The sequence below is a fragment of the Enterococcus sp. DIV1083b genome (assembly GCF_051713705.1).
Classification (GTDB): Bacteria; Bacillota; Bacilli; order Lactobacillales; family Enterococcaceae; genus Enterococcus_D; species Enterococcus_D casseliflavus.
Window position 1 is genome coordinate 2,899,397 of the sequence record NZ_JBIOQJ010000001.1, and the last position, 23,596, is coordinate 2,922,992.

Genomic DNA, 23,596 nt, shown 5'->3' on the forward strand with positions numbered 1-23,596 from the left:
AATTTTTATTGGTCTTACTTTTTTGAATTTCCTAATAGACATACAGAAAGGAGTGATGCCACCTCGTTCTACATGCTGGCGGGCAAAGAAAGGACGATGAAAAATGATAAAAAAGTATAAAAAGAAAGATGGAACTAATGCCTATATGTTTCAAATCTACTTAGGTGTAGACCCTATTTCTGGCAAAAAGAAACGGACTACAAAACGAGGGTTTAAAACGCAGCAGGAGGCAAAGCTTGCACTTGCTCGTTTACAACTAGAATCAAAAGAACCTGATTTCATCACTGAAACAACAAAAACATTTGAAGAAGTATGTAATATGTGGTTAGAACAATACAGAAACACGGTTAAACCTAGTACTTACACTATTCAAAAGGTTGCGATAGACAAACATATTCTCCCTTTATTTGGTCATATCCGAATGAGTAAGATTACTATTCAATTTTGTCAAAAACAGGTAAATCATTGGTTTAGTTACTATAAAAAATACTCCAACTTAATTGGTATCACGACATCAGTATTCAATTATGCTATCAATATTCGGTTGCTCAACAATAATCCAATGGACGGTGTAATTCGACCAAAAAAACAGCAAAAAGTAGATGAAGAGGACTACATCGCTCCTTTCTATGATCGTGAACAGTTGCTTACTTTTTTGTCGGTTGTAAAAGAAAATTATTCAGAACAATTATTTGTGATGTTTCGAATTCTTGGGTATACGGGTCTTCGCAAAGGAGAATTGCATGCCTTACGTTGGAAAGATATTGATTTCGATAAGAAAACTCTTAACGTCAAACAAACACTAGCAACTATTCAGAATTGGGAGTTAGTTTTTCAGCCGCCGAAGACAAGAAAAAGTATTCGTACTATCTCTTTGGATGATGAGACGCTGGGTCTGATAAAAAAATGGAAATTACACCAACAAAAATTTCTTTTTCAGTTTGGCATAAACTCATTATCTCAAGAGCAATTGCTCTTCCCTTCTACTGAAAACAAACCGCTTTATCTAGATTACCTGAACCATAATCTTTCGAAAATCCTGAAAGAAAATAATTTGCCTAAAATGACTGTCCACGGATTTAGACATACTCATTGTAGTTTACTATTTGAAGCAGGTGTTTCAATAAAAGACGTGCAGGAACGAATGGGCCATACTGATATTAAAACTACTATGAACATTTATGCTCACGTAACTGAACAAAGAAAAGAAAAAACTGCTCATGACTTTGCAAACTTCATGGCAAACGGCAGCCCAGATCCAGATAAAAATACTAGGGGTAGTCAAAGGGGTAGTCAAATGTAAAAAAAGAGGTTTCCCTATAAATAGGAAAACCTCTAGAAAGCTGATAAAACAGCCCTTGGACAATGTTTGTCTTATTCTGCAGCGTTTGTGTCTTTGAGACCGTATTTTTTGTTGAAACGGTCCACACGTCCGTCTGCTTGTGTGAATTTTTGACGTCCAGTGTAGAATGGATGTGAATCAGAAGTTACTTCGACACGGATCAATGGATACGTGTTGCCGTCTTCCCACTCAACAGTTTCTTGAGAATTCTTTGTAGAACCTGATAAGAATTTGAAACCAGTAGTTGAGTCCATGAATACAACTGGATGATAATCTGGATGGATATCTTGTTTCATTTCTTCTTCTCTCCTTTGCCCTGGCTCATTTGCTTCACCAGAGTTGATTTGTCGATTTTACAACATGACTATCTTACCATGTTTGGTTTTTAGATGCAATTATCTTTTTATATTTCTTTTTTGCCGTTTGTCTCCGAAATGGACATCATGAAAAGCCGCTAAAAACTCTTCATTGTTCTTCGTTTTACGCAAGAATTGAATGAATTGTTCTGTGAACTCCAAGGAATCCCCCAACATGTTGTTGCGTAAGCGCCAGGTTTCTTCCAATTGCTCGCTGCTCATCAGCAATTCCTCTTTACGGGTACCAGATTTCTTGATGTCGATCGCAGGGAAAATCCGACGTTCTGCTAAGCTGCGAGAAAGCTGCAGCTCCATATTGCCGGTTCCTTTAAACTCTTCATAGATGACATCATCCATGCGGCTGCCGGTATCCACCAGTGCTGTGGCAAGAATCGTCAAACTGCCGCCTTCTTCAATATTGCGGGCAGCACCAAAGAATTTCTTTGGTTTGTACAAAGCAGCTGGATCGATCCCGCCGCTTAGTGTACGTCCACTTGGAGGTACCACTAAGTTGTAGGCTCTTGCCAAACGAGTGATACTATCCATCAAAATCACGACATCACGCTTATCTTCTACCAAACGCATCGCCCGTTCTAGTACCAATTCAGAAACACGGGTATGATTGCTAGGCTGCAGATCAAAGGTTGAAGAAACAACATCGCCTTTGACACTGCGTTCCAAATCAGTCACTTCTTCTGGGCGCTCATCGATCAAAAGAACGATCAATTCCACCTCAGGATAATTGTCAGTGATCCCATTGGCAATTTCTTTCAAGATACTGGTTTTCCCAGCTTTAGGCGGAGCAACGATCAGTCCCCGTTGTCCAAAACCCACTGGCGACAGCATGTCGATCATCCGAGTAGAAAGGCGTCCTGACGTTGTTTCCAATTTTAAATGACGATTCGGATAAAGCGGCGTCAGCGCTGGAAAATGCGGACGCTCTTTGGCATCTTCTGGATCTTTGCCATTAACAGACTCAACGTGCATCAATCCATAATAGCGCTCAGATTCCTTGGGCGGGCGCGCCTTACCGGCGACTTTATCACCATTACGCAAACTAAACCGACGAATCTGTGATGAAGAAATATAGATATCTTCTGCACTCGGTCCGTAGTTGATTGGGCGTAAAAAACCGTAGCCTTCTTGGCCTACGATATCCAAGATTCCTTCCATATAAAAGAAGCCTTGTTTTTCCGCCTGCGCCCGTATCACAGCCAATGACAATTCTTTTTTATTCATCTGGCTGTAATAAGGAATTCGAAACTCTTTGGCAAAGGTGTAGATTTCTTTTAAGGTTTTGTTTTCCAACTCTGCCATCGTAAGATAATCGCTCATAATTACTCCTCTATCATTTGAATATCAGCTCCAAGAGCCGTTAGTTTTTCGATGATATGATCATAGCCGCGCAAAATATACTCGACATTAAAGACGCTGGTCGTGCCAGTCGCCATCAATCCGGCAATGACAAGGCAAGCTCCTGCTCGTAAATCAGAAGCGACAACTTCTGCTCCGTGCAATTGGCTCGGTCCGCTAACAAAAATCATGTTGCCTTCTGTCGTTGCTTGTGCGCCCATCCGTGCTAATTCAGGAATATGGTTGACCCGTTTGGCGTAAATCGTGTCCATGATCTCCGATGTTCCGTTTGCTTTTAGCAATAATGGTGTGATCGGCTGTTGCAGGTCTGTGGCAAATCCTGGATAAGGATAGGTTTTCACAGTCGCTGGTTTCAAGTCTTTTGAGGGATGCACATAGATTTCATCTTCGCTGATATCCATTCGTACGCCAATTTCTTCCAATTTCGCAATGTAGCTTTCTAAATGCTCATAAATCACATTTTTGACAGTAATGCCTTCCCCCGCTGCTGCGGCTAAAGAAAGGTAGGTTCCTGCTTCGATCCGGTCTGGAATGATGGAATGACGACAACCGTGCAATTCTTCCACGCCTTCGATACGAATTTCATTGGTACCTGCACCTCTGACTTTCGCTCCCATATTATTTAAAAGGGTCGCAACATCAATGATCTCAGGTTCTCGTGCGGCATTTTCAATGATCGTTTTGCCTTTGGCTTTTACTGCTGCCAGCATCACATTGATGGTTGCTCCGATGGAGACCATATCTAGGAAGATTCGTTCGCCAGTCAAGCCTTCTTCTTCGGTACGCAAATACATAGCACCATGTTCGTTGGTAACTTTTGCGCCAAGTGCTTCGAAGCCTTTGATATGCAAATCGATTGGTCGCGGACCTAAGAAGCAGCCGCCAGGCAATCCAACGACGCCTTCACCAAACTTCGCCAACAATGCCCCCATGAAATAGTAAGAAGCTCGTAGACTGTTGATTTTTCCGTTAGGCATCGGGATCGAAACGATGTTTGTCGGATCGATCTCTAGCGTATTGTTTTCAAAATGGGTCTTCACACCCATGATTTCGATAATCTCAATTAATGAGTGCACATCTTGGATGTCAGGCACTCCTTCTAAAATGACCGGTGAATCAGCTAAGATCGCTGCCGGGATCAATGCGACTGCACTGTTTTTTGCGCCGCTAATGGTGACTTCACCTTTTAAGGGACGATTGCCGTTGATGACAATTTTTTTCATGGAATTCCACCTATACTCTTTTTTAATTTATGTGTATCATTCCAATTTTAGCACAGATCACTCAAAGAAAAAAGATGCAGGATATTTTTGATCCCCGCATCAAGAATATTTTCTTGGAAAACAAAAAAACTCTTAGAATCAGTGATTCTAAGAGTCAGACTGTAGACAAACCTTATACAAACATGAGGTTTGTCTTTTTTCTATGTAATATTCTATGGATAATCGATAGATTAGGCAGTTTTCCTTTAGGAAAACGTCTCTTTTGCGCTCTGATCCTTTTTATTTTTGCTAGCTTTTTCATATTAAGACACGCAAAAGTAAGCCCAATTTTCATGTGCATTTTTTCAATTCCTATTTGATTGGTATAACGTAACCCATGAAATTCTTTTGCTGTCCCAAAAATTCGTTCAATGGTTTCTTTTCTCTTTTTATAAAGTTCTTTGAACCAACTTTGATGGCGTATCTCTTCACAGGTCTCTATAGCTTCAGCCCAAATGTGTCTAGTGATTACTTTGGTATGATTTTTTGAGTTGGTACACTTAGACAAGAAAGGACAATTTTTACAATCCTTTGGATTGCTTTTGTATTCGATATATCCTTTGCGATTGGTAGTGGCATAAGAGAGTATTTTATTATTGGGACAGATATAACAATTATAGTAATCGTCATAAACATATTCATGTTTCTTGAAATAGCCTTTTTTAGTCATAGGACGTTTGTATGGGAAAATTGGGGTCAATTTATGTTCGAGTAGTAAATGTGCAATTGCTGGTGTCTTATACCCAGCATCCATAATTAATTTTTCTAGGGGAAAAGCTCCTTTGAGCTTGTTAAATAAAGAAACAAACGTACGACTGTCATGAAAGTTCCCTGGGTGTGTAGTATAACCTAATATCCATCCATGTTTATCACACGCCACTTGTGAGCTATAGGCAAAAACTTCTTTGTGTTCACCTTTATGAAACCAACCACTTTCAGGATCAGTCGTACTTCTTTTTTTCAAGGAAGTTTTACTTTCTGCGCTTGTTTCTTTTAAGGGCTTTTTTAAATGTTTTTCTCGATTCTTGGTGATTTCTTTTGTCAGCTTATCTGTATAAAAAACAGCTTGTTCCATTACTTCGACAGATTCTTTTTTGTTACGATTCGCATGTGCTTTAATATGCGTACTATCAATAAATACTTCGGAAGTATCTACGATACCTTCAGCGATACATTGTTCTAGAATTTCATAAAAAATTTTTTCAAAGAGATCTGTTCCTTTGAACCGTCGCGTATAGTTTTTACCAAATGTTGAAAAATGAGGAACGGGATCTTCTAAACTCAAACCTAAAAACCAGCGATAAGCGATATTCACTTCTATTTCTTTTATTGTTTGTCTCATACTTTTAATACCAAATAGATATTGAATCATTGGTAATTTAATTAGAAGAATAGGATCCAAGCTAGGACGTCCTTGGATTTCATCGTATTTCTCTTTAACCAATTCATAAATAAAGGAGAAATCAATACATTGATCTATTTGCCGCAATAAATGGTCCTGTGGGACCAAGTCTTCAAGAGAAAAGAAACCGATTTGTGCGCGTTTACTCATATCTTGTTTTGAGAGCATCTGGATACACCTCCAATTGATACTCTTATTTTAACGGATAAAAAAAGACAAAGCACTAAAAACTAGTACTTTGTCTACAGTCTGACTCTTAGAATCAGTGATTCTAAGAGTTTTGATCTTTGATTAAGATTAAGCTTTACCAGCTGAACCGAACCAGTCGATGTGTTCTTCTGCATCTTTAACGATTGCAGCAACACCTGGTGCTAATAATTTACGAGGGTCGAATCCTTTACCTTCTTTATCTTTGCCAGCTTCGATGTATTCACGAGTTGCTTTAGCAAATGATAATTGGAATTCAGTATTTACGTTTACTTTAGAAACACCCATTGAGATTGCTTTTTCGATTTGGTCTTGAGGAATACCAGAACCACCGTGTAATACTAATGGTACATCAGAACCTACTGCATCAGCGATTGCTTGTAAGTGGTCAAAAGCAAGGCCTTTCCAGTTTTCAGGGTATTGACCGTGAATGTTACCAATTCCGCAAGCTAGGTAATCAATACCAGTTGCAACCATTTGTTTACATTCTTCGATGTCAGCTAATTCGCCAGAACCGATGATTCCATCTTCTTCTCCGCCGATTGAACCAACTTCACACTCAACAGAAACGCCTTTTGCGTGTGCTTTTTCGACAACTTCTTTAGCCAATTTCAAGTTTTCTTCAAATGGTAAGTGAGAGCCATCAAACATAACAGAAGTGTAACCAACTTCGATACATTCCATTGCTGCATCATAATCACCGTGGTCTAAGTGGATTGCAACGGGAACAGTGATGTTCATTGAATCAACCAAGTTTGTAACGATGTCTTTAGCAACTTTGTATCCGCCCATATATTTGGCAGCACCCATTGAAGTTTGGATTAGAACTGGCGCTTTTTTCGCTTCAGCAGCTTTTAAAATCGCTTGTGTCCATTCTAAGTTGTTTGTGTTGAATCCGCCGACTGCATATCCGCCTTGACGAGCAGCTTTTAAGAATTCAGCTCCTGATACTACTGGCATAAAAAATTCCTCCTAAGTTTTGAAAAACTTTATTTGTTAAGCAATGCTTAACCGACAATGCTATTTTAGCAAAGATTTGCGGTATTTGCTACTAAAAAGAGGAATTTCTCTTTTCAAAAAAAGATTGCACAAATATAAAAATCCAGCATTTTCATCATCTTTTCTGAAAGTCTAGGATTCTGTAAGGTTTTGCTCTTCTGTCTGTGGTCGTTAGATAACAAATCGGCATGTGAAAATTCGAGAAAAATTTCACATATTTTTTCGTTATTTTATCATAATCTTCCAGCAAATCCTTTCTTCTTCTCTTTTGAGCATAAGAATAGCCTTGTGAAAGCAGCTATATTATTATGTAAAAAAGGAGGGATAAAATGAAAAAAGCGCTTATTGGATTTTTGGCAGTCATCGGAGTTCTTTTCTTGGCAAGCTGTAGCTCGGGGGCCAAGGAAGAAACCAAAACATTCACAATGGATCAAAATGGGGTTTCGATGGAACTGGTCTTCACTTATGAAGGCGATAAAGTAAAAACTCAGACTGCGAACAATGTCATGCCTTATTCAGCGATCGGGGTAACGACTAAAGAAGAAGCACAAACCGTGCTTGATCCGATCGCAGAACAGTATCAGCAAGTCAAAGGGTTGGACTATTCCCTCGACTATACAGATAGTGAGGCGACTGAATCCTTGACCATCAATTATGATGAGTTGGATTATGATTCAGCGAAACAATTGCCTGGGGTTAGTTTCGAAGGAAACACCGAAAATGGGATCAGTATGGAACGTACAGAGGAAATGCTCTTAGATCAAGGGTATAAGCTAAAAGAATAATCCTCTCTAGGCACCAGCAAATCAACATGGGTTTCCCGCTGGCGGATTTCATTCGAACTGCTAGCGAAAAAAATAATGCATCAGCCAGAAACTTCCGGTCGTTTTGACGGAAGTTTTTTGTGTGCAGAAACAGATACCTTCTACCAACGCTCACGCAAGTTTCAACCTTTTATGGATTACTGGGATGGCGCAACTCAAAAAAACTCCCCATCTTGAGATGAGGAGTTTCGCATATTCATTCCATGGTTTGCCGCTAGCGATTATTATGCTTGGCGGTTATCCAATGAAGCTCCAACAAAGGCTTTGATCAAGCGTTGTGGGCGAGTTGGACGAGAAATCAATTCTGGGTGGAATTGGCAACCCACGAAGAATTTGTTTTCTGGGATCTCAACGATCTCCACCAAACGATTGTCTGGTGACACACCTGAGAAAACCATCCCGTTTGCTTCAAAGATTTCACGGTATTTGTTGTTGAATTCATAACGATGACGGTGACGTTCTTGAACAACTTCTTCTCCGTCATAAGCTGCAGCTGTTTTGGTGCCTTTCTTCACTTTACATGGGTACAAGCCTAAGCGCAATGTCCCACCTAAGTTTTCGATGTTTTCTTGGTCAGCCATCAAATCAATGATGTTGTTGGCTGTTTCAGGATCTGTTTCTGCGGAATTGGCATTTTCCAAGCCAACGACATTGCGGGCATATTCCACACAAGCCATTTGCATCCCTAGACAAATCCCTAAGAATGGCACATCATTTTCCCGAGCATATCGGATCGCTTCGATTTTTCCTTCAATCCCGCGATCACCGAATCCACCAGGAACAAGAATACCGTCTACTTCACCTAAGTAAGAATCCACGTTTTCTCGTGTGATTTCTTGGGCTTTGATCCAATCGATCTCGATGTCTGCATCAAAGGCAAAACCAGAATGTTTCAAGGCTTCGACAACTGATAGATAAGCATCTGGCAATTCCACGTATTTTCCGACTAATGCGATACGTACTTTTTTCTTCAAATTCAGTACCTTTTCTTCCAATGCTTGCCATTCAGTCATGTCAGCAGCTGGTGCAGTCAGTTTCAAATGATCACACACGATTTGATCCATGCCTTGCGCTTGCAGTGCCAATGGAATCGAATAAAGGGTCTCAACGTCACGAGATTCGATCACGGCTTCTGGTGCCACGTCACAGAATTGTGCCAATTTGTTTTTCGTTGATTGTCCTACGGGTTGTTCTGTACGAACGACCAAGATATTTGGTTGAATCCCTAAGCCGCGCAGTTCCTTCACACTGTGTTGTGTCGGTTTGGTTTTCATTTCGCCTGCTGCTTTCAAATAAGGAATCAGCGTGGTGTGGATGTACATCACATTGTCTGAACCTACGTCTGCTTTCATTTGACGCAAAGCTTCTAGAAATGGCAATGATTCAATATCCCCTACTGTACCGCCGACTTCTGTAATGATCACATCTGAATCAGTCATTTTGGCTGCCCGCATGATTTTTTCTTTGATCTCGTTGGTGATATGCGGGATCACTTGAACAGTCGCGCCTAAGTATTCTCCTTTACGCTCTTTCCGCAAAACTTCTGAATAGATTTTTCCAGTTGTTACATTTGAGTATTTGTTCAAATTGATATCGATAAAGCGTTCATAGTGACCTAAGTCTAAGTCGGTCTCTGCTCCATCATCGGTTACGAATACTTCACCATGTTGGTATGGGCTCATCGTTCCTGGATCGACATTGATGTACGGATCGAATTTTTGAATCGTTACTTTCAAGCCGCGATTTTTCAACAGACGTCCTAATGATGCTGCTACGATCCCTTTACCAATAGAAGAAACCACACCGCCGGTTACAAAAATATATTTTGTCATAAACTGAAAAACTCCTTTAATCTATTTTACAGGAAAAGCATTTAGAAAATAATAAAAGCTCCCTATCCATAAATGAATAGGGAGCGAAAATTCTAAATCACTTTCTGACTCTTGTAAAGAGTGCCCAAACAGAATGATACATTCTCACCTAGCAAATGTCAAGAAAACTTTATCTGATTTTTTCAGAAAAAAACGAGGTTTCCAGACAAAGCGCTTTACTTATCGATACAGCTGGTTCCTTCTTTTTCTCGACTAAATTCTATGGTTATTCTTTCTTAAACAACCTTCATGTTTTCTGCACAACTTTTTGCAAATTTTTCATTGCTTCTTACGAAATCGTTGAACTCTCTTTGGCATAATACAAAGTGTAGATGAAGTCTGGCGCTTTACTCGTTTTGGTAAAAATGATCGGAACGTATTTCTGGTTATTTTTGGCAAAGACGAGGTGCAGGTTCGATTCCTGCCTTCTACGCTAGTGATGCGGTTGAAAGGGAGCTCTGAGGATCAATCGCAGCAATCCTTAGATTATTGTTTTACCAATGAAACAAAATCAACGTTCGTCCAAGCATTTGCTGATGCCTTGCTATAAACCCCGATTTCACAAACACCTGTTGTAATTGGAATGTCTTTGATTGTAATTTTTGTCCATTCACTTGTTTTATCAACCGCAGTATTTAGTTCCGCTCCACCATAATTTTTGATATATAACTGATTGGTATCAAACTCTCCCCCAGACATTACGTAGGCACTCAATGTGTAAGTTCCATCGCTGATGCCACTAATATTTTGATAAGCTGATGCCTCGTAAGCTTGGTCCTTCCAAAAAGTTAATTTGTAGTCTCCAAAAAAAGTCCCTGCTTCCGTTTTGATCGTACCTTCAGCTGTTCCTTGTTGAAACCACGTTTGCCAATCGGAAGGACTGGTCGTTGGTCCATCGCTCTCGAAACTTGCATTTTTAACCAGATTTGTTTGCGTCCCTGCTTGTTTAAACGCACGCAAGCTTGGCAAGGCGTTTCCAGCAAAATCAAACATCGCCTGGTTGTCCCATTCGTTTCCCATAGTGGATTGAACACCGAGATAATTCATACCTGCTTGTGTTGCCCAACTCACGTTTCCGTTGTACCAAAGAGGTTCCCAGTAAAAGAAGCCCGCCCCGCGATCATTCGGCACCGCTTGAATACGATCGGCTAGATCCAGCAAATACTCTGCTTGTCCTGACGGTGTTGGTTCATATCCCCCCGCCGCTGCTTCGGCTTCGCCAAAGGCATTTGGCATAGTATCTGCATTCGCTGTTGTATGCCCATAAGCTGTTTCAACTACGATCACTTCTTTGCCATACCGTTGACTGATCGTATTCATATTGGTTTGAAGTTCATTCATTGAACCGTGCCAATACGGATAATACGATACTCCAATTAAATCAAATGACACACCCCGACTGGTGATTTCATCAAACCACCAAGTAAATGCTCCTGTATCGCCACCATCAGCTAAGTGAAGCATTACTGGAGTTGTTTCAGGTTGAGTGTCTCGAACAGCTTGGACACCAGACTTCAAAAAAGTAGCCAATCGATCAAACTCTCCCCCGTCTTCTCCCCAAGACTTGCCATAAGGCCAGAGCATGCCACTATTCAGTTCATTGCCAATCTGAACCATATCAGGATAAACGTCTAGCTGCTTCATTTCCGACAGAACGTTCTTTGTATAGTCATACAATGCCGTATTCATTTCTTCAAAGGTCAGATCTTGCCACGCTTTAGGAACATTCTGTTTCCCAGGATCAACCCAAAAATCACTGTAATGGAAATCTAGCAACACGTTGAGTCCAAGATTTTTTGCTCGTTTTGCAAGCGCAACCGTCGTTTCCAGATCATTTGTTCCTGCCCCATAACTTTCTCCGTTACTATTATAAGGATCCTGCCACAAACGCAGTCGAACATAGTTGACACCATTATTTTTTAGAATCTCTAAGGCATCTTTTGAAATACCATCTTCATAGTATTTTGCACCATATTTTTCCATATCTGACAAGATTGAAATATCTGCTCCGCGAATAAATTCGCTGGCAGATGCTTCAACTGTTTTTGAAACAGCCCCAAAAGTCCCTATCACAGCTGCAAATAAAGCGACTTTACGCAACCAAGCTCCCTTTTTCATTCATTTGCTCCTCCTTTATTGAAATTGGCTCAGAATAAATTGAACGGCTTTTTCAGGATCTCTCGTTAATCCGATATATTCTGCTCCTTTTGTCGCAACCAGCTTGATTCCTAAGCGATCGGTATCTTCTTTGATATCATCATAGTAAGAATTGACTTGCGGTGCTAAGACCACCATATCAAAATCCTGCAGCATTTCGTAATGAGAACCATAAGCACCCGCCATTGCACTGATCGGTGCTTTCGATTCAGATGCACCTTCTTTTAAAGCATTAGCTAACATCGCACTTGTCCCTGCTCCAGCACAAAGCACCAACACATTGATTTCTTTATTTGTATCGCTGATAATTTGTCTCGCTGCCACAGGTACTTCCTCACGTATAGCAGCAGAAGCACCTTCTTCGGTAGCGATCACTTCCGCTTTTTGTGCTTCTTGCTCTACTAAAACAGCATCGTATGCTTTACAAAATGGTAGATAGATCAGGAAGTCAACGACGATTAGAACCGCTGCTAAAACAAAGGCTAACACCCCCATGCCTGTTCCTAGAACCAAACCGATCGGTGCCGGAGTTGCCCAAGGTAAAACGTACATAAAACTGTTCATGCCTAGCACATCGACAAAAAACTTAAACAAGCAAACGTTTACAACTGGTGTTAACAAAAACGGAATGAAAAAATAAGGATTCAAAATCATGGGTGCTGCAAACAACAATGGTTCATTGACAGCAAAACTTACTGGAATAAAGGAAGCTTTCCCGACTGCCTTCAATTGTTTAGACTTAGCAAAGAGTAAGAAGATAAAAGGAACGACCAATGTGGCCCCAGTTCCTCCCATAGTTCCTACAAAATTTCCTAAACCGACTGTCAGTACTTTTGAAGCTTGCTCACCGGAATTGAACAATTGCAGATTGGTTTCCACATTGGCATAGATAATTGCTGCAATTGCTGGTTCCACGATCGACGGTCCATGAACACCGACAAACCAAAATAGCGCCATCGCTCCCCAGATAATAGCGATTCCTAAATAACCGTCGGCTGCTGTGAATAATGGCTGCAGCACAGTAATGATTGCTTCTGCAAATGAGATTTGGAAAATTTGCCGAATACCTAAATCAATTAAAACGGCCGCAAATACTGAAAAAGAGAAAGGAAAAATATCTCGGAAGGTTTGCGAAATCGTACCAGGAACTTCTTTAGGCATCTTAATGGTAATATCTTTCAGCACACAAAACTTATATAAATTAACTGTTAAAAATGCAGCGACAAAGGACGCCAAAAGCCCCTTTGTCCCCATGTATTCCGTTGAAAATCCGCCTTCGATTGGAGAGACGCTTAACAACAGGAAACTTACCACAGAAGCCAGCATCACAGAAGTCGTGTTGATTACTTTGTTTTTCGGTAAGCGGCGATTCATCGAATCAGCCAAGCAGCGAGCAGTGGTTGCTGAAACAAGTAACCCTACAACCCCCATCGAATAATTATAGACTTTCCACAACCAAGTGGAGACAGCTTCAGGCCATTGGTAACCAAAAATCTCAGGAACCGCAGCAATCAAAATGAATATGCTTGAGAATAAAATAGCCGGCATCGCTGTTAAAAATCCGTCACGAACGGCTCCCAGATAACTATTGCGTGAGATTTTTTCAAAAAACGGTTTCCCTTTTTCGATTTGTTTAATGATTCCATCCATAGCGTTCTTCTCCTATCCTTGATTCTGCTTGTACAGTGCAATAAAGTCTTGAATCAGATCCCTCAGCAACAAAGTGGTCATTAAATGGTCCTGTCCATGGATAAAAATGAATCCCATCTCCATCTCTTTTCCCGATGCTTCTTCCGCTAAAATTTTCGTTTGCGAATTGTGTGCAAGGGTTAAATTTTCGTCGGCTTCTTTCAGTGCTGAATCAACATGCTCAAAGTTCCCTTGTCTTACTTCTTTCAATAATTTTAATAATGTACTGCGAGCGTCCCCTGAATAAGCAACGATCTCAAAACCAAGCATTTGTAATTCCTCTTTATTCATCTTTTCTTCCTCCATTATTACTTATTAAATAATCGTTTTGGTTTCACTAACTAATTTGTACCAGTATGCTGACTCTTTCGGGTAACGCTTCTGGGTTTCAAAATCAACATAAAACAAGCCATACCTTTTGTTATACCCATTTGTCCATGAGAAAAGATCCATAAGCGACCACAAAAAATATCCCTTCACATTTACCCCAGCTGTTATCGCCTTGCTTAAGGATTCCAAATAGACTCTCAAATAATCGATTCTCGGCTGATCCATAATGATGCCATCTTCAAACTGGTCTTTATACCCCATGCCGTTTTCAGTGATATAGATTTTGTTGTAATGCGGGTAATCGCTTTTAATTCGCAACAACAAGTCATAAAGCCCTTCTGGATAAATCAGCCAGTCCCAATCTGTTCGAGGAATTCCTTCTTTATAAATGCGTTCTCCGATCCCCTTCACTTTATAAACAGAGGTCCCTTTTTCACCCGTGCCATTATGATGGATCGCGTTTTCTCCATCGTAAGCTTTGACAAAATGGCATTGGTAGTGATTGATCCCTAAATAGTCATTACGCGTGGAGGCTTTTTTCAATTCAACGAAATCTTCTTCAGGAAAATGATAGCTGGCCTGATTTGCTTCACATATCTCATCAAGAGCAGTCAAGGTTTCAGTTGAATAATAGCCTAAATAAGTAGCATCTAATAAGAAGCGGATCGACAATGCATCGTCTAAAAAGGCTGCTTGCTTATCTTCTGGAGCATCTGTTGCCGCATATTTCGTCTCCAATGAGTGAACGACACCGATTTCGCCTGGAAGTTCGTTTTCTTTGAAATAGTTCACTACACGTGCATGGGCAACCATCATATTATGAAGACAAGCGATGATTTTTGTAAAATCATATTTGATACCTGGCGGGAAAACGCCTAACAAATATTGATTGGTCGCAACAGGATAGATTTCATTAAAGGTACTCCACACTTTCACTTCTTTGAATTCATGAAAACAAAAAATGGCATAGGAAACGAATGCTTCTATTGTTTCTCGATTCAAAAAATCTCCCTGGTCAAACAAACGTTTAGGGGTATCAAAATGATGCAATGTCACAAACGGCGTTACGTTTCTTTTCGCACATTCTTCGAACACACGATGATAAAAAGCGATTCCTTCTGGGTTCGGTTCCCCATCACCATCAGGAAAAATTCGACTCCATGCAATGGATAATCTTAGCCCATTCACACCAAATCGTTCACACAATTCAATATCCTTTGCATATTGATGATAAAAATCACTTGCCGGATCGGGACTAAATCTACCCTGTTCCTCTAAAAAATCATCCCAAGCAACAGCGCCTTTGCCGCCTTCCTTAGTGGCTCCTTCAACCTGATAGGCTGCTGTGGCTCCACCAAAAATAAAATCTTCTGGTAATTTAAGCATATACATCTCTCCTCAAATCTATAATCAGTTTCCGCACTTTCTAACTGATTGAATTGTAATCGCATCCAAAACATTTGTCAACAAAAACAAACATAAATAATCACAAAAATCGAAAAAAATGATAAAACCCATTGAAACAAACATATACCACGCGAATAATTGTTTGTTTTTGTTTGAAACAGATTGACTGTTATCCGATTATATGGTAGATTATCCTTAAATTAGAGGTGAAGACGATGCTAAAAAAAGAAAGATTGTTTACTATCGTAGAAATGGTCAATAAAAAAGGAATCCTTACCGTTAATGAAATCATCAATCAATTAGATGTTTCTGATATGACCGTTCGCAGAGATTTAGATGAATTAGAAAAATCGGGCAAGCTGCTACGTGTCCATGGAGGGGCGCAAAGTCTTTCCTACACTTTAGATCAAGAACTTTCTCACACCGAAAAAGCCACTTTGCAGATTCAAGAAAAAAAAGAAATTGCTGCCGCAGCTGCCTCCTTGATTCAAGAAGGTGAAACGATTTTCTTAGGGCCTGGTACAACAATCGAACTTTTGGCGACCCATTTACTCAACAAGAAAATCCGGATCATTACTAATAATTACCCAGTTTTTGATATTCTTGCGCAAGCAGATGGACCAGAAATTTTGCTAATTGGCGGTGATTTCCGAAAAAATACCGGCGCATTTGTTGGACCAATCACCAACGACAATTTAAGAAGACTAAAGTTTACAAAAGCATTTATCAGTTCAAATGGCGTTCACAACGAAGCAATTTCTACTTACAGTACAGAAGAAGGAGAAGCGCAGCAGATCGCATTAAATAATTCTCGCAAGAAATATCTGCTCGTTGATAACAAAAAGTTCAATCGGGATGATTTTTATGTGTTTTATAATTTACATGATTTCGATTTACTCATTACGGATCGCCAGATCTCGCGAGAGGTTCAAGAGCACTATGCACAATATGTCGATCTGCAAATTGCTGATTCAACCGAAAATACCACTATAGGAGCGTAACTATGAAAGGGATTATTTTTGATTTCAACGGAACAATGTTTTTGGACTCTCATCTACATGAAGCTGCTTGGCTGCACATGATTCATGATCATACAAAAGATGGTTTATCAGATGAGGATATTTTAAAAAATATCCATGGTCGAACGAATACGGAGATTTTAAAACATTTCATTTCAGAACATTTGACCGCCTCTGAGATCGCCGTATTGTCAGAAGAAAAAGAAAGCTATTATCGTATGCTTTGCTTGCAAAATAAGAACGATCTCCAATTGACAAAGGGGCTTGAAGCGACTCTTGATCAGCTGACTGACCAGCAGATTCCATTAACGATCGCCACGGCTACTGTTAAAGAGAATGTTGCTTTTTATTTTGATACTTTCGATTTAGCACGCTGGTTTGATTGGGATAAGATCGTCTATGACGATGGCTCTTTTCCTGGAAAACCGCAACCGGATATTTTTCTTAAAGCGGCTGGCAAATTGGACTTAGCTCCTGCTGATTGTCTTGTTATCGAAGATGCTTATTCAGGTTTGCTTGCTGCCAAGCGTGCTGGGATTGGAACAATTATCGCAATTGATCCATTCGGAAAAAATAATGCAGTATTTGAACAGGCACAGCTAAATAAAGATGGAACAATCAAAGATTTTACTGATTTTTGGACAGAGCACCTGTCAAAAGTTTTCGTTAAATCATAATATTCAATACAAAAAGCGGCTCAACCAAGAAATTTTGATTGAGCCGCTTTTTTATTATTTGTTTCAATTTTTCTAATTCCGACGGTTGTTATTACCAAATAAAATAATCAAACGTAAGAGCTGCAATAGGGTTGCTACGGCAGCTGCGACATACGTCAACGCTGCGGCAAAGAGCACTCTTCTTGCTTGTGGTACTTCATCTTCTGTTAACAAGCCACCATCTGCCAAAATACGGATCGCCCGTTTTGAGGCATCGAACTCGACTGGCAAGGTCACTAATTGGAAAATAAACGCCAATGAGAAAGCCAACAAGCCTAAGTTGATCAGAAACGAGCCTCGTAATAGGACCCCGATCAAAATCAACGGGATCGAGATGCTGGTTCCGATATTAGCGATCGGTACGATCGCATGACGCAAACGCAAAGGAAAATAACCTTTGGCATCTTGGACTGCGTGTCCACACTCATGGGCCGCAACACCGATTGCTGCTACCGAAGTTGATTGCGCGGTGGATTGTGATAAACTCAACATTTTGTTGCCAGAATTGTAATTATCCGTCAAATCACCAGCGATCGCTTGCACACCCACATTATTGATTCCTTGGCTTTGCAAGATGTACTGCGCCGCTTTTGTGCCGGTAATATTATTTTTACTTCTGACTTTGTCATATTTGTTAAAGGTACTTTTGACGTACGCTGACGCTGCTAGCGAAATCACCATACCGATAATTACAAGAATGAAAGTCGGGTCATAAAAAAAGCCGAACCCGTATCCGCCCATACCATACACGATAAAATTCCCCCTTTTAATCTTTGACCTTATTTTACCATTAAAGTGGTGAAAAAATTATGAAGATGACTGGAAGATTTTGTTTTTAACCTTTTTTTACAAATTCTGATTTTAGTTTCATTGCGCCGAAGCCATCGATCTTGCAATCAATGTTGTGGTCGCCTTCGACTAATTTGATGTTTTTCACTTTCGTTCCTTGTTTGATGGCGCCAGATGCGCCTTTGACTTTCAAGTCTTTGATGACCGTTACTGTATCACCATCGACTAAAGTATTGCCGTTGGCATCTTTATATACGGGTGCTTCTTCCGCCGCTTGTTGCTCTTGCCATTCGTTTCCGCATTCAGGACAAACAAACAGCCCACGGTCTTCATAAGCGTATTCAGATTGGCAATTTGGACAGTTAGGAATTTGAGTCATAGTGTTGCTCCTTTGATTGATAATAGTCGTATTGTTCACTATCGAACAATACTAAGCATACAAAAAAACCCACCTTTAATCAATAAGAATTATCGAAGTGATTCTCTACCACAAAACACTAAACGTATACTAAGAAAAAATTGCCGCTGCAACAGCTGACAACTAAGGAGCATTTCTGCATGTGCAAAAACGCCCCTCAATCATGACTTATTCAACTCATTTGCGCCAAAATGGATCAATCTGTCACACAGTCAAATTCTCATCTAAAATCAAGCCTTCAGATACCATAACCGCATCGCCGATCAATTCTAATGCGCCCTGATCAACATCAACTTCTACCGTTAACTCGCCACCTAACACGTGCAGCAAGACATTCGCTGCCGCTTGCTGGTGACGTTTGGTCACGACATACGCAGTGGCACCAGAACCTGTGCCGCACGCATAGGTAAAACCTTCCACCCCTCGTTCATACGTGCGAACGATCAGCTCACCCTTGTCATCTTCTTCATAGAAATTGACATTCGCCCCTTTTGGGAAAACCTCCCAATAGCGTATCTCTTTGGCAAGTTCAGCCAGCTGTTCCAACTCAGTTTCTGCCAGACCAGGATAGTGAACCACCGCATGAGGGATTCCTGGATCACCCAATTCCACATAGTCCACGAAAGAAACCATTGGATTCGGGTACGCTTGATCAAATGTAGTCACGGTCGGTGGGTTCAAGGTTACTTTGTAGTGTTTTGCCGACAAGCGCCATGCGGGGACATCGCCAGCAACTGTTTCGATGGTCATCTGCTCGCCAGCAATTCCCTTCTCAAAGGCATAACGGGCAATACAGCGAGCGCCGTTGCCGCACATTTCTGCTTCGGTCCCATCAGCATTGTAAAACCGCATCCGAAAATCAGCGGTTCCTGTGGGAAAATCCACTGCCATGACTGCATCCGCGCCAACAGAAAATTTCCGATGGCAAACCTGAGCAGCAAATTGCGACAGTTGTTCATGGGAGAATTTCAATGTGCGGTTATCGATTACGATAAAATCATTTCCTGCACCTTGCATTTTTGTATAAGGAATCGTCATGTTGTCACCTGCTTTTCAAAATTTTACTTGCTGGAAGCTCCCTCTTTTAGAAACGAAGGAACCACTTCATTTTGCAGCATTTGCTCGTAGGACTGGCGTTTAACGGCTAATTCCGCTTGGCCGTTTTCCACAAAGACGACTGCAGGAATCTGTAAATTATTGTAGCTGCTGGCCATCGAATAGCCATAAGCTCCTGTTGCGAACGTAGCAAACAGATCCCCAGTTTCAACGGGCGGTAATGCAAGGTCTTTTACTAAGATGTCCGTGCTCTCACAAGCTTTACCAGAAATGGTGATCTTTTGTGTCGCAGCTTCGGAAGCGCGGTTGGCTAAGATCCCAGTGTAAGTTGCCTGATAAAGACCAGGACGAATATTGTCTGTCATGCCACCGTCAATGCTGGCGTATGTTCTGATTCCCGGCAATGTCTTGATACTGCCGATGGTGTGCAAACTGATACCTGCTTCTGCGACGATACTGCGCCCAGGTTCAATAACGATGGTCGGGCGTTCGCTCTGGTGCTGCGCATAAAAGGCGTCGATTTTTTCCATCACAGGATCTAAAAAGTAGCTGTAGGGTTGGCGAATATCTACGTCTGTGTATCGAACGCCAAAGCCGCCGCCAACATTTAGTTCTTTGATCCAATAATCAAAGCGTTCATGAATGGTTTGGACAAGGATCAAAGCCGCATCAACTGCCGCTAGATGTGAGCGATTGTCCGACAATTGACTGCCGACATGAAAATGCAGGCCATAGAAATCCAATTCAGGTGCTTGAATCACTTCTTCCACTAACGGAAATAAGATTTCTTCATCTAAAGGAATCCCGAATTTCGAATCTTTTTGTCCGGTCGAGATAAATTGATGGGTGCTGACCGAAACCTCAGGTGTGATGCGCAACAAAATTTTAGCAACGACTTGCTTTTCTTGACATAACGCGCGGATCAAGCCGACTTCTTGAATGCCATCAACGATGATCCGTCCTACGCCATAATCAAGGGCAGCTGCTAATTCTTCAATCGATTTATTATTGCCGTTAAACTCGATGTGTTCTGCTGGAAAATCAGCTTGGATCGCTGTATACAGCTCTCCACCGCTAACCACGTCTAATGAGAGTCCTTCTGACTTGATCACTTGCAGCATTGCTGTGGTGCAGAAAGCTTTAGCGGCATAGGCTGCCCGTGTCTTGCTGTAGCGCGTCAAAAACTGCGCCTGAATCTTTTGGCATTCTTCGCGAATCTCCGAAACGGAATACACGTAAAGGGGGGTTCCGAAGGTTTTTGCCAGCTCAACGGTATCACAACCGTCAATGTATAAGTGATTGTTCTTGATTTCTTTTGCCATCGCTTTACTCCTTGTCTGTCGGCTCGTTCAATGCCTCGATCAAACGAACGTAGCATTCGATGCCTTGCAATAGATTTTTTTCGTCAAAATTCATTTTGCTGCTGTGTAAAGGGTGGACATAGCCTTTTTCTTCATTTCGGGTACCCACAAAGAAAAAGACACCTGGGATCTCCTTTTGGTACATCGAAAAATCCTCTGCCAACATATATGGCGGTGTTTCTCGGTAGCTCTCCCCAACCACTTTTTCCAATACTTCCACCATCTCAGGATCATTGTCCACGACACGATAAAGATGTTCGAATTCGACATCCGCCGTGCAATCATATCCTTTGGCGATTTCTTGTGCGACGGTGGTGATTCTGCGCGTCATCGTTTCATAGACTTCATCTTCAAACGCCCGCATCGTTCCTTTTAAAACGACCTTGCCGGGAATGATATTTTCCGCATCTCCCCCATGGATCTTCCCAAAAGTGATGACCCCAGCAGAAAGCGGGCTGATATTGCGTGAAATGATCGAATGCAATCCTTGAATAATCGCAGCCGCGGCTAAAATGGCATCATGTCCTTGATGAGGCTGGGCACCATGGGCACTCGTGCCGTTGATCGTTAGATTGATCTCGCCGTTACGGGCCATCATCGGACCTTTCCGGCTCGCAATGACTCCTTCGGGAAAGTCTGGGAAGACATGCAGCCCCACGATTTTTTCCACGCCAAAATCTCGTAAGATGCCTTCATCGATCATCAATTGAGCGCCACCGGGGCTTTCCTCGGCTGGTTGGAAAATCAAAACGATCGTTCCACGAATCACTTCAGGATGTGTTGCTAAATATTTAGCAAACCCTAGCATCGTTGCCATATGGCCGTCATGACCGCAGGCATGCATTTTCCCTTCATGTTTGGAAACAAAGGAAACACCTGTCTCTTCTTTGATCGGCAGTGCATCGATATCCGTTCGAAAGGCCAGCGTCTTTCCTGGACGATCGCTGCGAAAGACAGCAATCAAGCCGGTTTCAATCACTGGATAGATTTCTTTGATTCCAAAGGATTGCAACTGACGCAGCAAGTATTCCTTTGTTTTGAACTCAGTTAACCCTAATTCAGGGATTGTATGTAATTCACGACGAAAACGAACCACGTCTTCGGTTAATTCTTTGACTGCTTGCGATACTTGCATGTTAAAACACCTTTCTATTCATTCCTTTTAAAAATATCCATAAAAACCAACGAATATTCAGTTTTTCATTGATATTGTTTAATATTATAGTATATAATTCGAATAATCTATAGTATAAATTGTCGAAATGTTTCGATTTTTATTGAAAAATTTACCCCTCGTTTTGGTACACTTATACGTAGAGTTACGAAAAATAAATTGGTTGAAAGGATGTGTCGTAGTTTGACAATATTCAAAGGTTCTGGCGTTGCGTTGATCACCCCTATGCTTCAAGATGGTTCGGTGGATTTCGATAAGCTGAAGGAGTTAGCGGAGTGGCATGTACAGCAAGGAACGAATGCAATCATTGCATGCGGTACGACCGGTGAAGCATCCACGTTAGACGATGAAGAACATATCGCGGTGATCGAAGCGGTGGTAAAACAAGTTGCTGGTCGAATCCCCGTCATCGGCGGAACAGGCTCCAACAACACCCAACATGGGATCCATCTTTCAAAAGAAGCACAGCGCGTTGGTGCTGACGCATTATTGGTTGTAACACCCTACTACAACAAAGCGACCAAGAAAAGTTTAGTCGCTCACTATGAAGCAATCTGTCAAAGCGTTGAGCTGCCAGTGATCTTATACTCCGTCAGCTCAAGAACCGGCTTAAATTTAACACCTGAAGCTGTGGCAGAACTGAAAAAAATCCCTAATATCAAAGGCATCAAAGAAGCCAGCGGCGACATTTCGCAAATCGCAGAAATCGCTCGTCTTGCGGATGATGACTTTGCGATCTATTCAGGAAATGACGATCAAGTAACCCCAATTCTAGCTTTAGGTGGCTCTGGCGTGATTTCAACGATCGGCAATATCGCTCCGAAACAAACGGCACAACTCGTTGCTGATTTCTTAAATGGTGATGTAAAAGCCGCCATCAAAGAGCAATTGCGACAAAAACCGTTGATCGATGCGATTTTCAGTGAAGTAAATCCTGTGCCGATCAAAGCAGCGGTCTCCTTGCTAGGCAAATGCGAATTGCATTATCGTTTGCCTTTGGGTGTCCCAGAAGATGCGACCCTCGTTCATTTAGAAGAAGAAATGACCAATTACGGATTGCTGTAAGGAGGAGTTTTTGGTGAAACAGATTTTATTAAGCGGTGCAAACGGTCGTATGGGCAAAGTGTTGCAAAGCCTGATCGCAAAGCACCCTCAGTTAGAAGTGGCCGCCGGATTGGATCGTACCGAGCAATTAGATGGTCCCTTTCCAATCTATGATCGTCCAGAAAAAATCACGCAGCCGATCGATTTGGTGATTGATTTTTCTCATTATAGCAATGTCCCTGCCTTATTGAACTATTGTGTCGAACAGCAGCTGCCTATCGTGGTTGCTACAACTGGTTTGACGGAAGACACGCAGATGATGCTGCCGTTGGCTGCTAAAGTGATCCCAGTTTTCTATTCTGCCAATATGTCGTTGGGGATCAATGTACTGATCAAAGCACTACAAAGTATCACCCCCGCATTAGAAGCTGACTTTGACATTGAGATCATCGAAAAGCATCATAATCAAAAACTCGATGCACCAAGTGGTACAGCTTTGCTGTTGGCAGATAGTATCAATGACAGCTGCGAAACGAAAAAAGAGTATCTCTACGGGCGTGAAGGCAGTGATCTAGTAAATGACCGCAAGCAGATGGGCATCCATGCCGTTCGCGGCGGAACGATCCCTGGAGAACACATTGTCATCTACGCTGGGCAGGATGAAATCATTGAATTAAAACACACAGCGCTCTCCCGCGAAATCTTCGCCAATGGTGCGCTAAAAGCAGCGGAATTTTTAGCCGACCAACCAGCTGGTTTTTATTCCATGCAAAATCTAATCGACAAGTAAAGGTGGTCT

The 23,596-nt window shown here is 41.4% G+C and carries 21 protein-coding genes; 6 read left to right on the forward strand and 15 right to left on the reverse strand.

Annotation, left to right across the window (positions count from 1 at the left end):
* Positions 1-103 precede the first annotated feature (103 nt).
* Positions 104-1,303, forward strand: coding sequence for a site-specific integrase (locus tag IGI69_RS13655; protein WP_325811296.1), 1,200 nt, complete (start codon positions 104-106; stop codon positions 1,301-1,303).
* Between the two features lie 71 nt (positions 1,304-1,374).
* On the opposite strand, the gene IGI69_RS13660 is transcribed toward IGI69_RS13655, so the two are convergent.
* The 5 genes from IGI69_RS13660 to IGI69_RS13680 form a co-directional block, all read right to left on the reverse strand.
* On the reverse strand, positions 1,375-1,638 hold the full coding sequence (locus tag IGI69_RS13660) for a type B 50S ribosomal protein L31 (protein ID WP_005233979.1): 264 nt from the start codon (positions 1,636-1,638) through the stop codon (positions 1,375-1,377).
* A gap of 99 nt (positions 1,639-1,737) precedes the next feature.
* Positions 1,738-3,033: a transcription termination factor Rho gene (gene rho, locus IGI69_RS13665; protein WP_005228301.1), complete on the reverse strand. Its 1,296-nt coding sequence runs from the start codon at positions 3,031-3,033 to the stop codon at positions 1,738-1,740.
* A gap of 2 nt (positions 3,034-3,035) precedes the next feature.
* The gene (locus IGI69_RS13670; protein WP_270266621.1) at positions 3,036-4,295 is read right to left on the reverse strand and encodes a UDP-N-acetylglucosamine 1-carboxyvinyltransferase; all 1,260 of its coding nucleotides are present in this window, start codon (positions 4,293-4,295) and stop codon (positions 3,036-3,038) included.
* 172 nt (positions 4,296-4,467) lie between these two features.
* A complete protein-coding gene (locus IGI69_RS13675) occupies positions 4,468-5,904 on the reverse strand; it encodes an IS1182 family transposase (protein ID WP_438741200.1) in 1,437 nt (478 codons plus the stop codon).
* Positions 5,905-6,033: 129 nt separating this feature from the next.
* On the reverse strand, positions 6,034-6,903 hold the full coding sequence (locus IGI69_RS13680; protein WP_005228297.1) for a class II fructose-bisphosphate aldolase: 870 nt from the start codon (positions 6,901-6,903) through the stop codon (positions 6,034-6,036).
* Positions 6,904-7,271: 368 nt separating this feature from the next.
* On the opposite strand from IGI69_RS13680, the gene IGI69_RS13685 reads away from it, so the two are divergent.
* Complete coding sequence (locus tag IGI69_RS13685; RefSeq protein ID WP_005233973.1) at positions 7,272-7,727, forward strand: YehR family lipoprotein; 456 nt, start codon at positions 7,272-7,274, stop codon at positions 7,725-7,727.
* A 263-nt stretch (positions 7,728-7,990) separates the two neighbouring features.
* On the opposite strand, the gene IGI69_RS13690 is transcribed toward IGI69_RS13685, so the two are convergent.
* The 5 genes from IGI69_RS13690 to lacG all read right to left on the reverse strand — a co-directional run bounded on the left by IGI69_RS13690 (position 7,991) and on the right by lacG (position 15,199).
* Positions 7,991-9,598 carry a CTP synthase gene (locus tag IGI69_RS13690; protein ID WP_005228290.1) on the reverse strand — a complete coding sequence of 536 codons (1,608 nt, stop codon included), beginning with the start codon at positions 9,596-9,598 and terminating at the stop codon, positions 7,991-7,993.
* 525 nt (positions 9,599-10,123) lie between these two features.
* Positions 10,124-11,755, reverse strand: a complete 1,632-nt coding sequence (locus IGI69_RS13695) for a glycoside hydrolase family 53 protein (RefSeq protein ID WP_194193413.1) — start codon at positions 11,753-11,755, stop codon at positions 10,124-10,126.
* A 15-nt stretch (positions 11,756-11,770) separates the two neighbouring features.
* Positions 11,771-13,444, reverse strand: a complete 1,674-nt coding sequence (locus IGI69_RS13700) for a PTS lactose transporter subunit IIBC (protein ID WP_194193414.1) — start codon at positions 13,442-13,444, stop codon at positions 11,771-11,773.
* A gap of 12 nt (positions 13,445-13,456) precedes the next feature.
* Positions 13,457-13,774, reverse strand: a complete 318-nt coding sequence (locus tag IGI69_RS13705) for a PTS lactose/cellobiose transporter subunit IIA (RefSeq protein WP_010749967.1) — start codon at positions 13,772-13,774, stop codon at positions 13,457-13,459.
* A 24-nt stretch (positions 13,775-13,798) separates the two neighbouring features.
* Positions 13,799-15,199: a 6-phospho-beta-galactosidase gene (gene lacG / locus IGI69_RS13710; protein ID WP_438741204.1), complete on the reverse strand. Its 1,401-nt coding sequence runs from the start codon at positions 15,197-15,199 to the stop codon at positions 13,799-13,801.
* A gap of 236 nt (positions 15,200-15,435) precedes the next feature.
* Between lacG and IGI69_RS13715 the strand changes: the two genes are divergently transcribed.
* Both IGI69_RS13715 and IGI69_RS13720 read left to right on the forward strand, forming a co-directional pair.
* Entirely contained in the window at positions 15,436-16,221 is a 786-nt protein-coding gene (locus tag IGI69_RS13715) for a DeoR/GlpR family DNA-binding transcription regulator (RefSeq protein ID WP_194193416.1), read from the forward strand.
* A 2-nt stretch (positions 16,222-16,223) separates the two neighbouring features.
* Positions 16,224-16,916, forward strand: a complete 693-nt coding sequence (locus IGI69_RS13720; RefSeq protein WP_270266862.1) for an HAD family hydrolase — start codon at positions 16,224-16,226, stop codon at positions 16,914-16,916.
* A 72-nt stretch (positions 16,917-16,988) separates the two neighbouring features.
* On the opposite strand, the gene IGI69_RS13725 is transcribed toward IGI69_RS13720, so the two are convergent.
* The 5 genes from IGI69_RS13725 to IGI69_RS13745 all read right to left on the reverse strand — a co-directional run bounded on the left by IGI69_RS13725 (position 16,989) and on the right by IGI69_RS13745 (position 21,714).
* Positions 16,989-17,696: a zinc metallopeptidase gene (locus tag IGI69_RS13725; RefSeq protein WP_005228270.1), complete on the reverse strand. Its 708-nt coding sequence runs from the start codon at positions 17,694-17,696 to the stop codon at positions 16,989-16,991.
* A 94-nt stretch (positions 17,697-17,790) separates the two neighbouring features.
* Positions 17,791-18,123 carry a zinc ribbon domain-containing protein YjdM gene (locus tag IGI69_RS13730; RefSeq protein WP_194193418.1) on the reverse strand — a complete coding sequence of 111 codons (333 nt, stop codon included), beginning with the start codon at positions 18,121-18,123 and terminating at the stop codon, positions 17,791-17,793.
* A 243-nt stretch (positions 18,124-18,366) separates the two neighbouring features.
* Complete coding sequence (dapF, locus tag IGI69_RS13735; RefSeq protein ID WP_008380508.1) at positions 18,367-19,200, reverse strand: diaminopimelate epimerase; 834 nt, start codon at positions 19,198-19,200, stop codon at positions 18,367-18,369.
* Between the two features lie 23 nt (positions 19,201-19,223).
* Entirely contained in the window at positions 19,224-20,540 is a 1,317-nt protein-coding gene (lysA, locus tag IGI69_RS13740; protein WP_438741207.1) for a diaminopimelate decarboxylase, read from the reverse strand.
* A gap of 4 nt (positions 20,541-20,544) precedes the next feature.
* Positions 20,545-21,714 carry a M20 metallopeptidase family protein gene (locus tag IGI69_RS13745; protein ID WP_005228259.1) on the reverse strand — a complete coding sequence of 390 codons (1,170 nt, stop codon included), beginning with the start codon at positions 21,712-21,714 and terminating at the stop codon, positions 20,545-20,547.
* 222 nt (positions 21,715-21,936) lie between these two features.
* Between IGI69_RS13745 and dapA the strand changes: the two genes are divergently transcribed.
* Both dapA and dapB read left to right on the forward strand, forming a co-directional pair.
* Positions 21,937-22,818: a 4-hydroxy-tetrahydrodipicolinate synthase gene (dapA, locus tag IGI69_RS13750; RefSeq protein WP_008380503.1), complete on the forward strand. Its 882-nt coding sequence runs from the start codon at positions 21,937-21,939 to the stop codon at positions 22,816-22,818.
* A 13-nt stretch (positions 22,819-22,831) separates the two neighbouring features.
* Positions 22,832-23,587, forward strand: coding sequence for a 4-hydroxy-tetrahydrodipicolinate reductase (gene dapB, locus IGI69_RS13755; protein WP_005233953.1), 756 nt, complete (start codon positions 22,832-22,834; stop codon positions 23,585-23,587).
* The last annotated feature ends 9 nt before the right edge of the window (positions 23,588-23,596 follow it).

Excerpts from the sequence above, each read along its gene's own strand:
- IGI69_RS13670 (WP_270266621.1), bottom strand. The coding sequence starts at position 4,295 with ATGAAAAAAATTGTCATCAACGGCAATCGTCCCTTAAAAGGTGAAGTC.
- IGI69_RS13730 (WP_194193418.1), bottom strand. The coding sequence starts at position 18,123 with ATGACTCAAATTCCTAACTGTCCAAATTGCCAATCTGAATACGCTTAT.
- IGI69_RS13720 (WP_270266862.1), top strand. The coding sequence starts at position 16,224 with ATGAAAGGGATTATTTTTGATTTCAACGGAACAATGTTTTTGGACTCT.
- rho (WP_005228301.1), bottom strand. The coding sequence starts at position 3,033 with ATGAGCGATTATCTTACGATGGCAGAGTTGGAAAACAAAACCTTAAAA.
- IGI69_RS13705 (WP_010749967.1), bottom strand. The coding sequence starts at position 13,774 with ATGAATAAAGAGGAATTACAAATGCTTGGTTTTGAGATCGTTGCTTAT.
- IGI69_RS13655 (WP_325811296.1), top strand. The coding sequence starts at position 104 with ATGATAAAAAAGTATAAAAAGAAAGATGGAACTAATGCCTATATGTTT.
- IGI69_RS13695 (WP_194193413.1), bottom strand. The coding sequence starts at position 11,755 with ATGAAAAAGGGAGCTTGGTTGCGTAAAGTCGCTTTATTTGCAGCTGTG.
- IGI69_RS13685 (WP_005233973.1), top strand. The coding sequence starts at position 7,272 with ATGAAAAAAGCGCTTATTGGATTTTTGGCAGTCATCGGAGTTCTTTTC.
- IGI69_RS13675 (WP_438741200.1), bottom strand. The coding sequence starts at position 5,904 with ATGCTCTCAAAACAAGATATGAGTAAACGCGCACAAATCGGTTTCTTT.
- dapF (WP_008380508.1), bottom strand. The coding sequence starts at position 19,200 with ATGACGATTCCTTATACAAAAATGCAAGGTGCAGGAAATGATTTTATC.
- IGI69_RS13745 (WP_005228259.1), bottom strand. The coding sequence starts at position 21,714 with ATGCAAGTATCGCAAGCAGTCAAAGAATTAACCGAAGACGTGGTTCGT.
- IGI69_RS13680 (WP_005228297.1), bottom strand. The coding sequence starts at position 6,903 with ATGCCAGTAGTATCAGGAGCTGAATTCTTAAAAGCTGCTCGTCAAGGC.
- IGI69_RS13725 (WP_005228270.1), bottom strand. The coding sequence starts at position 17,696 with ATGGGCGGATACGGGTTCGGCTTTTTTTATGACCCGACTTTCATTCTT.
- IGI69_RS13715 (WP_194193416.1), top strand. The coding sequence starts at position 15,436 with ATGCTAAAAAAAGAAAGATTGTTTACTATCGTAGAAATGGTCAATAAA.
- lysA (WP_438741207.1), bottom strand. The coding sequence starts at position 20,540 with ATGGCAAAAGAAATCAAGAACAATCACTTATACATTGACGGTTGTGAT.
- lacG (WP_438741204.1), bottom strand. The coding sequence starts at position 15,199 with ATGCTTAAATTACCAGAAGATTTTATTTTTGGTGGAGCCACAGCAGCC.
- IGI69_RS13690 (WP_005228290.1), bottom strand. The coding sequence starts at position 9,598 with ATGACAAAATATATTTTTGTAACCGGCGGTGTGGTTTCTTCTATTGGT.
- IGI69_RS13700 (WP_194193414.1), bottom strand. The coding sequence starts at position 13,444 with ATGGATGGAATCATTAAACAAATCGAAAAAGGGAAACCGTTTTTTGAA.
- IGI69_RS13660 (WP_005233979.1), bottom strand. The coding sequence starts at position 1,638 with ATGAAACAAGATATCCATCCAGATTATCATCCAGTTGTATTCATGGAC.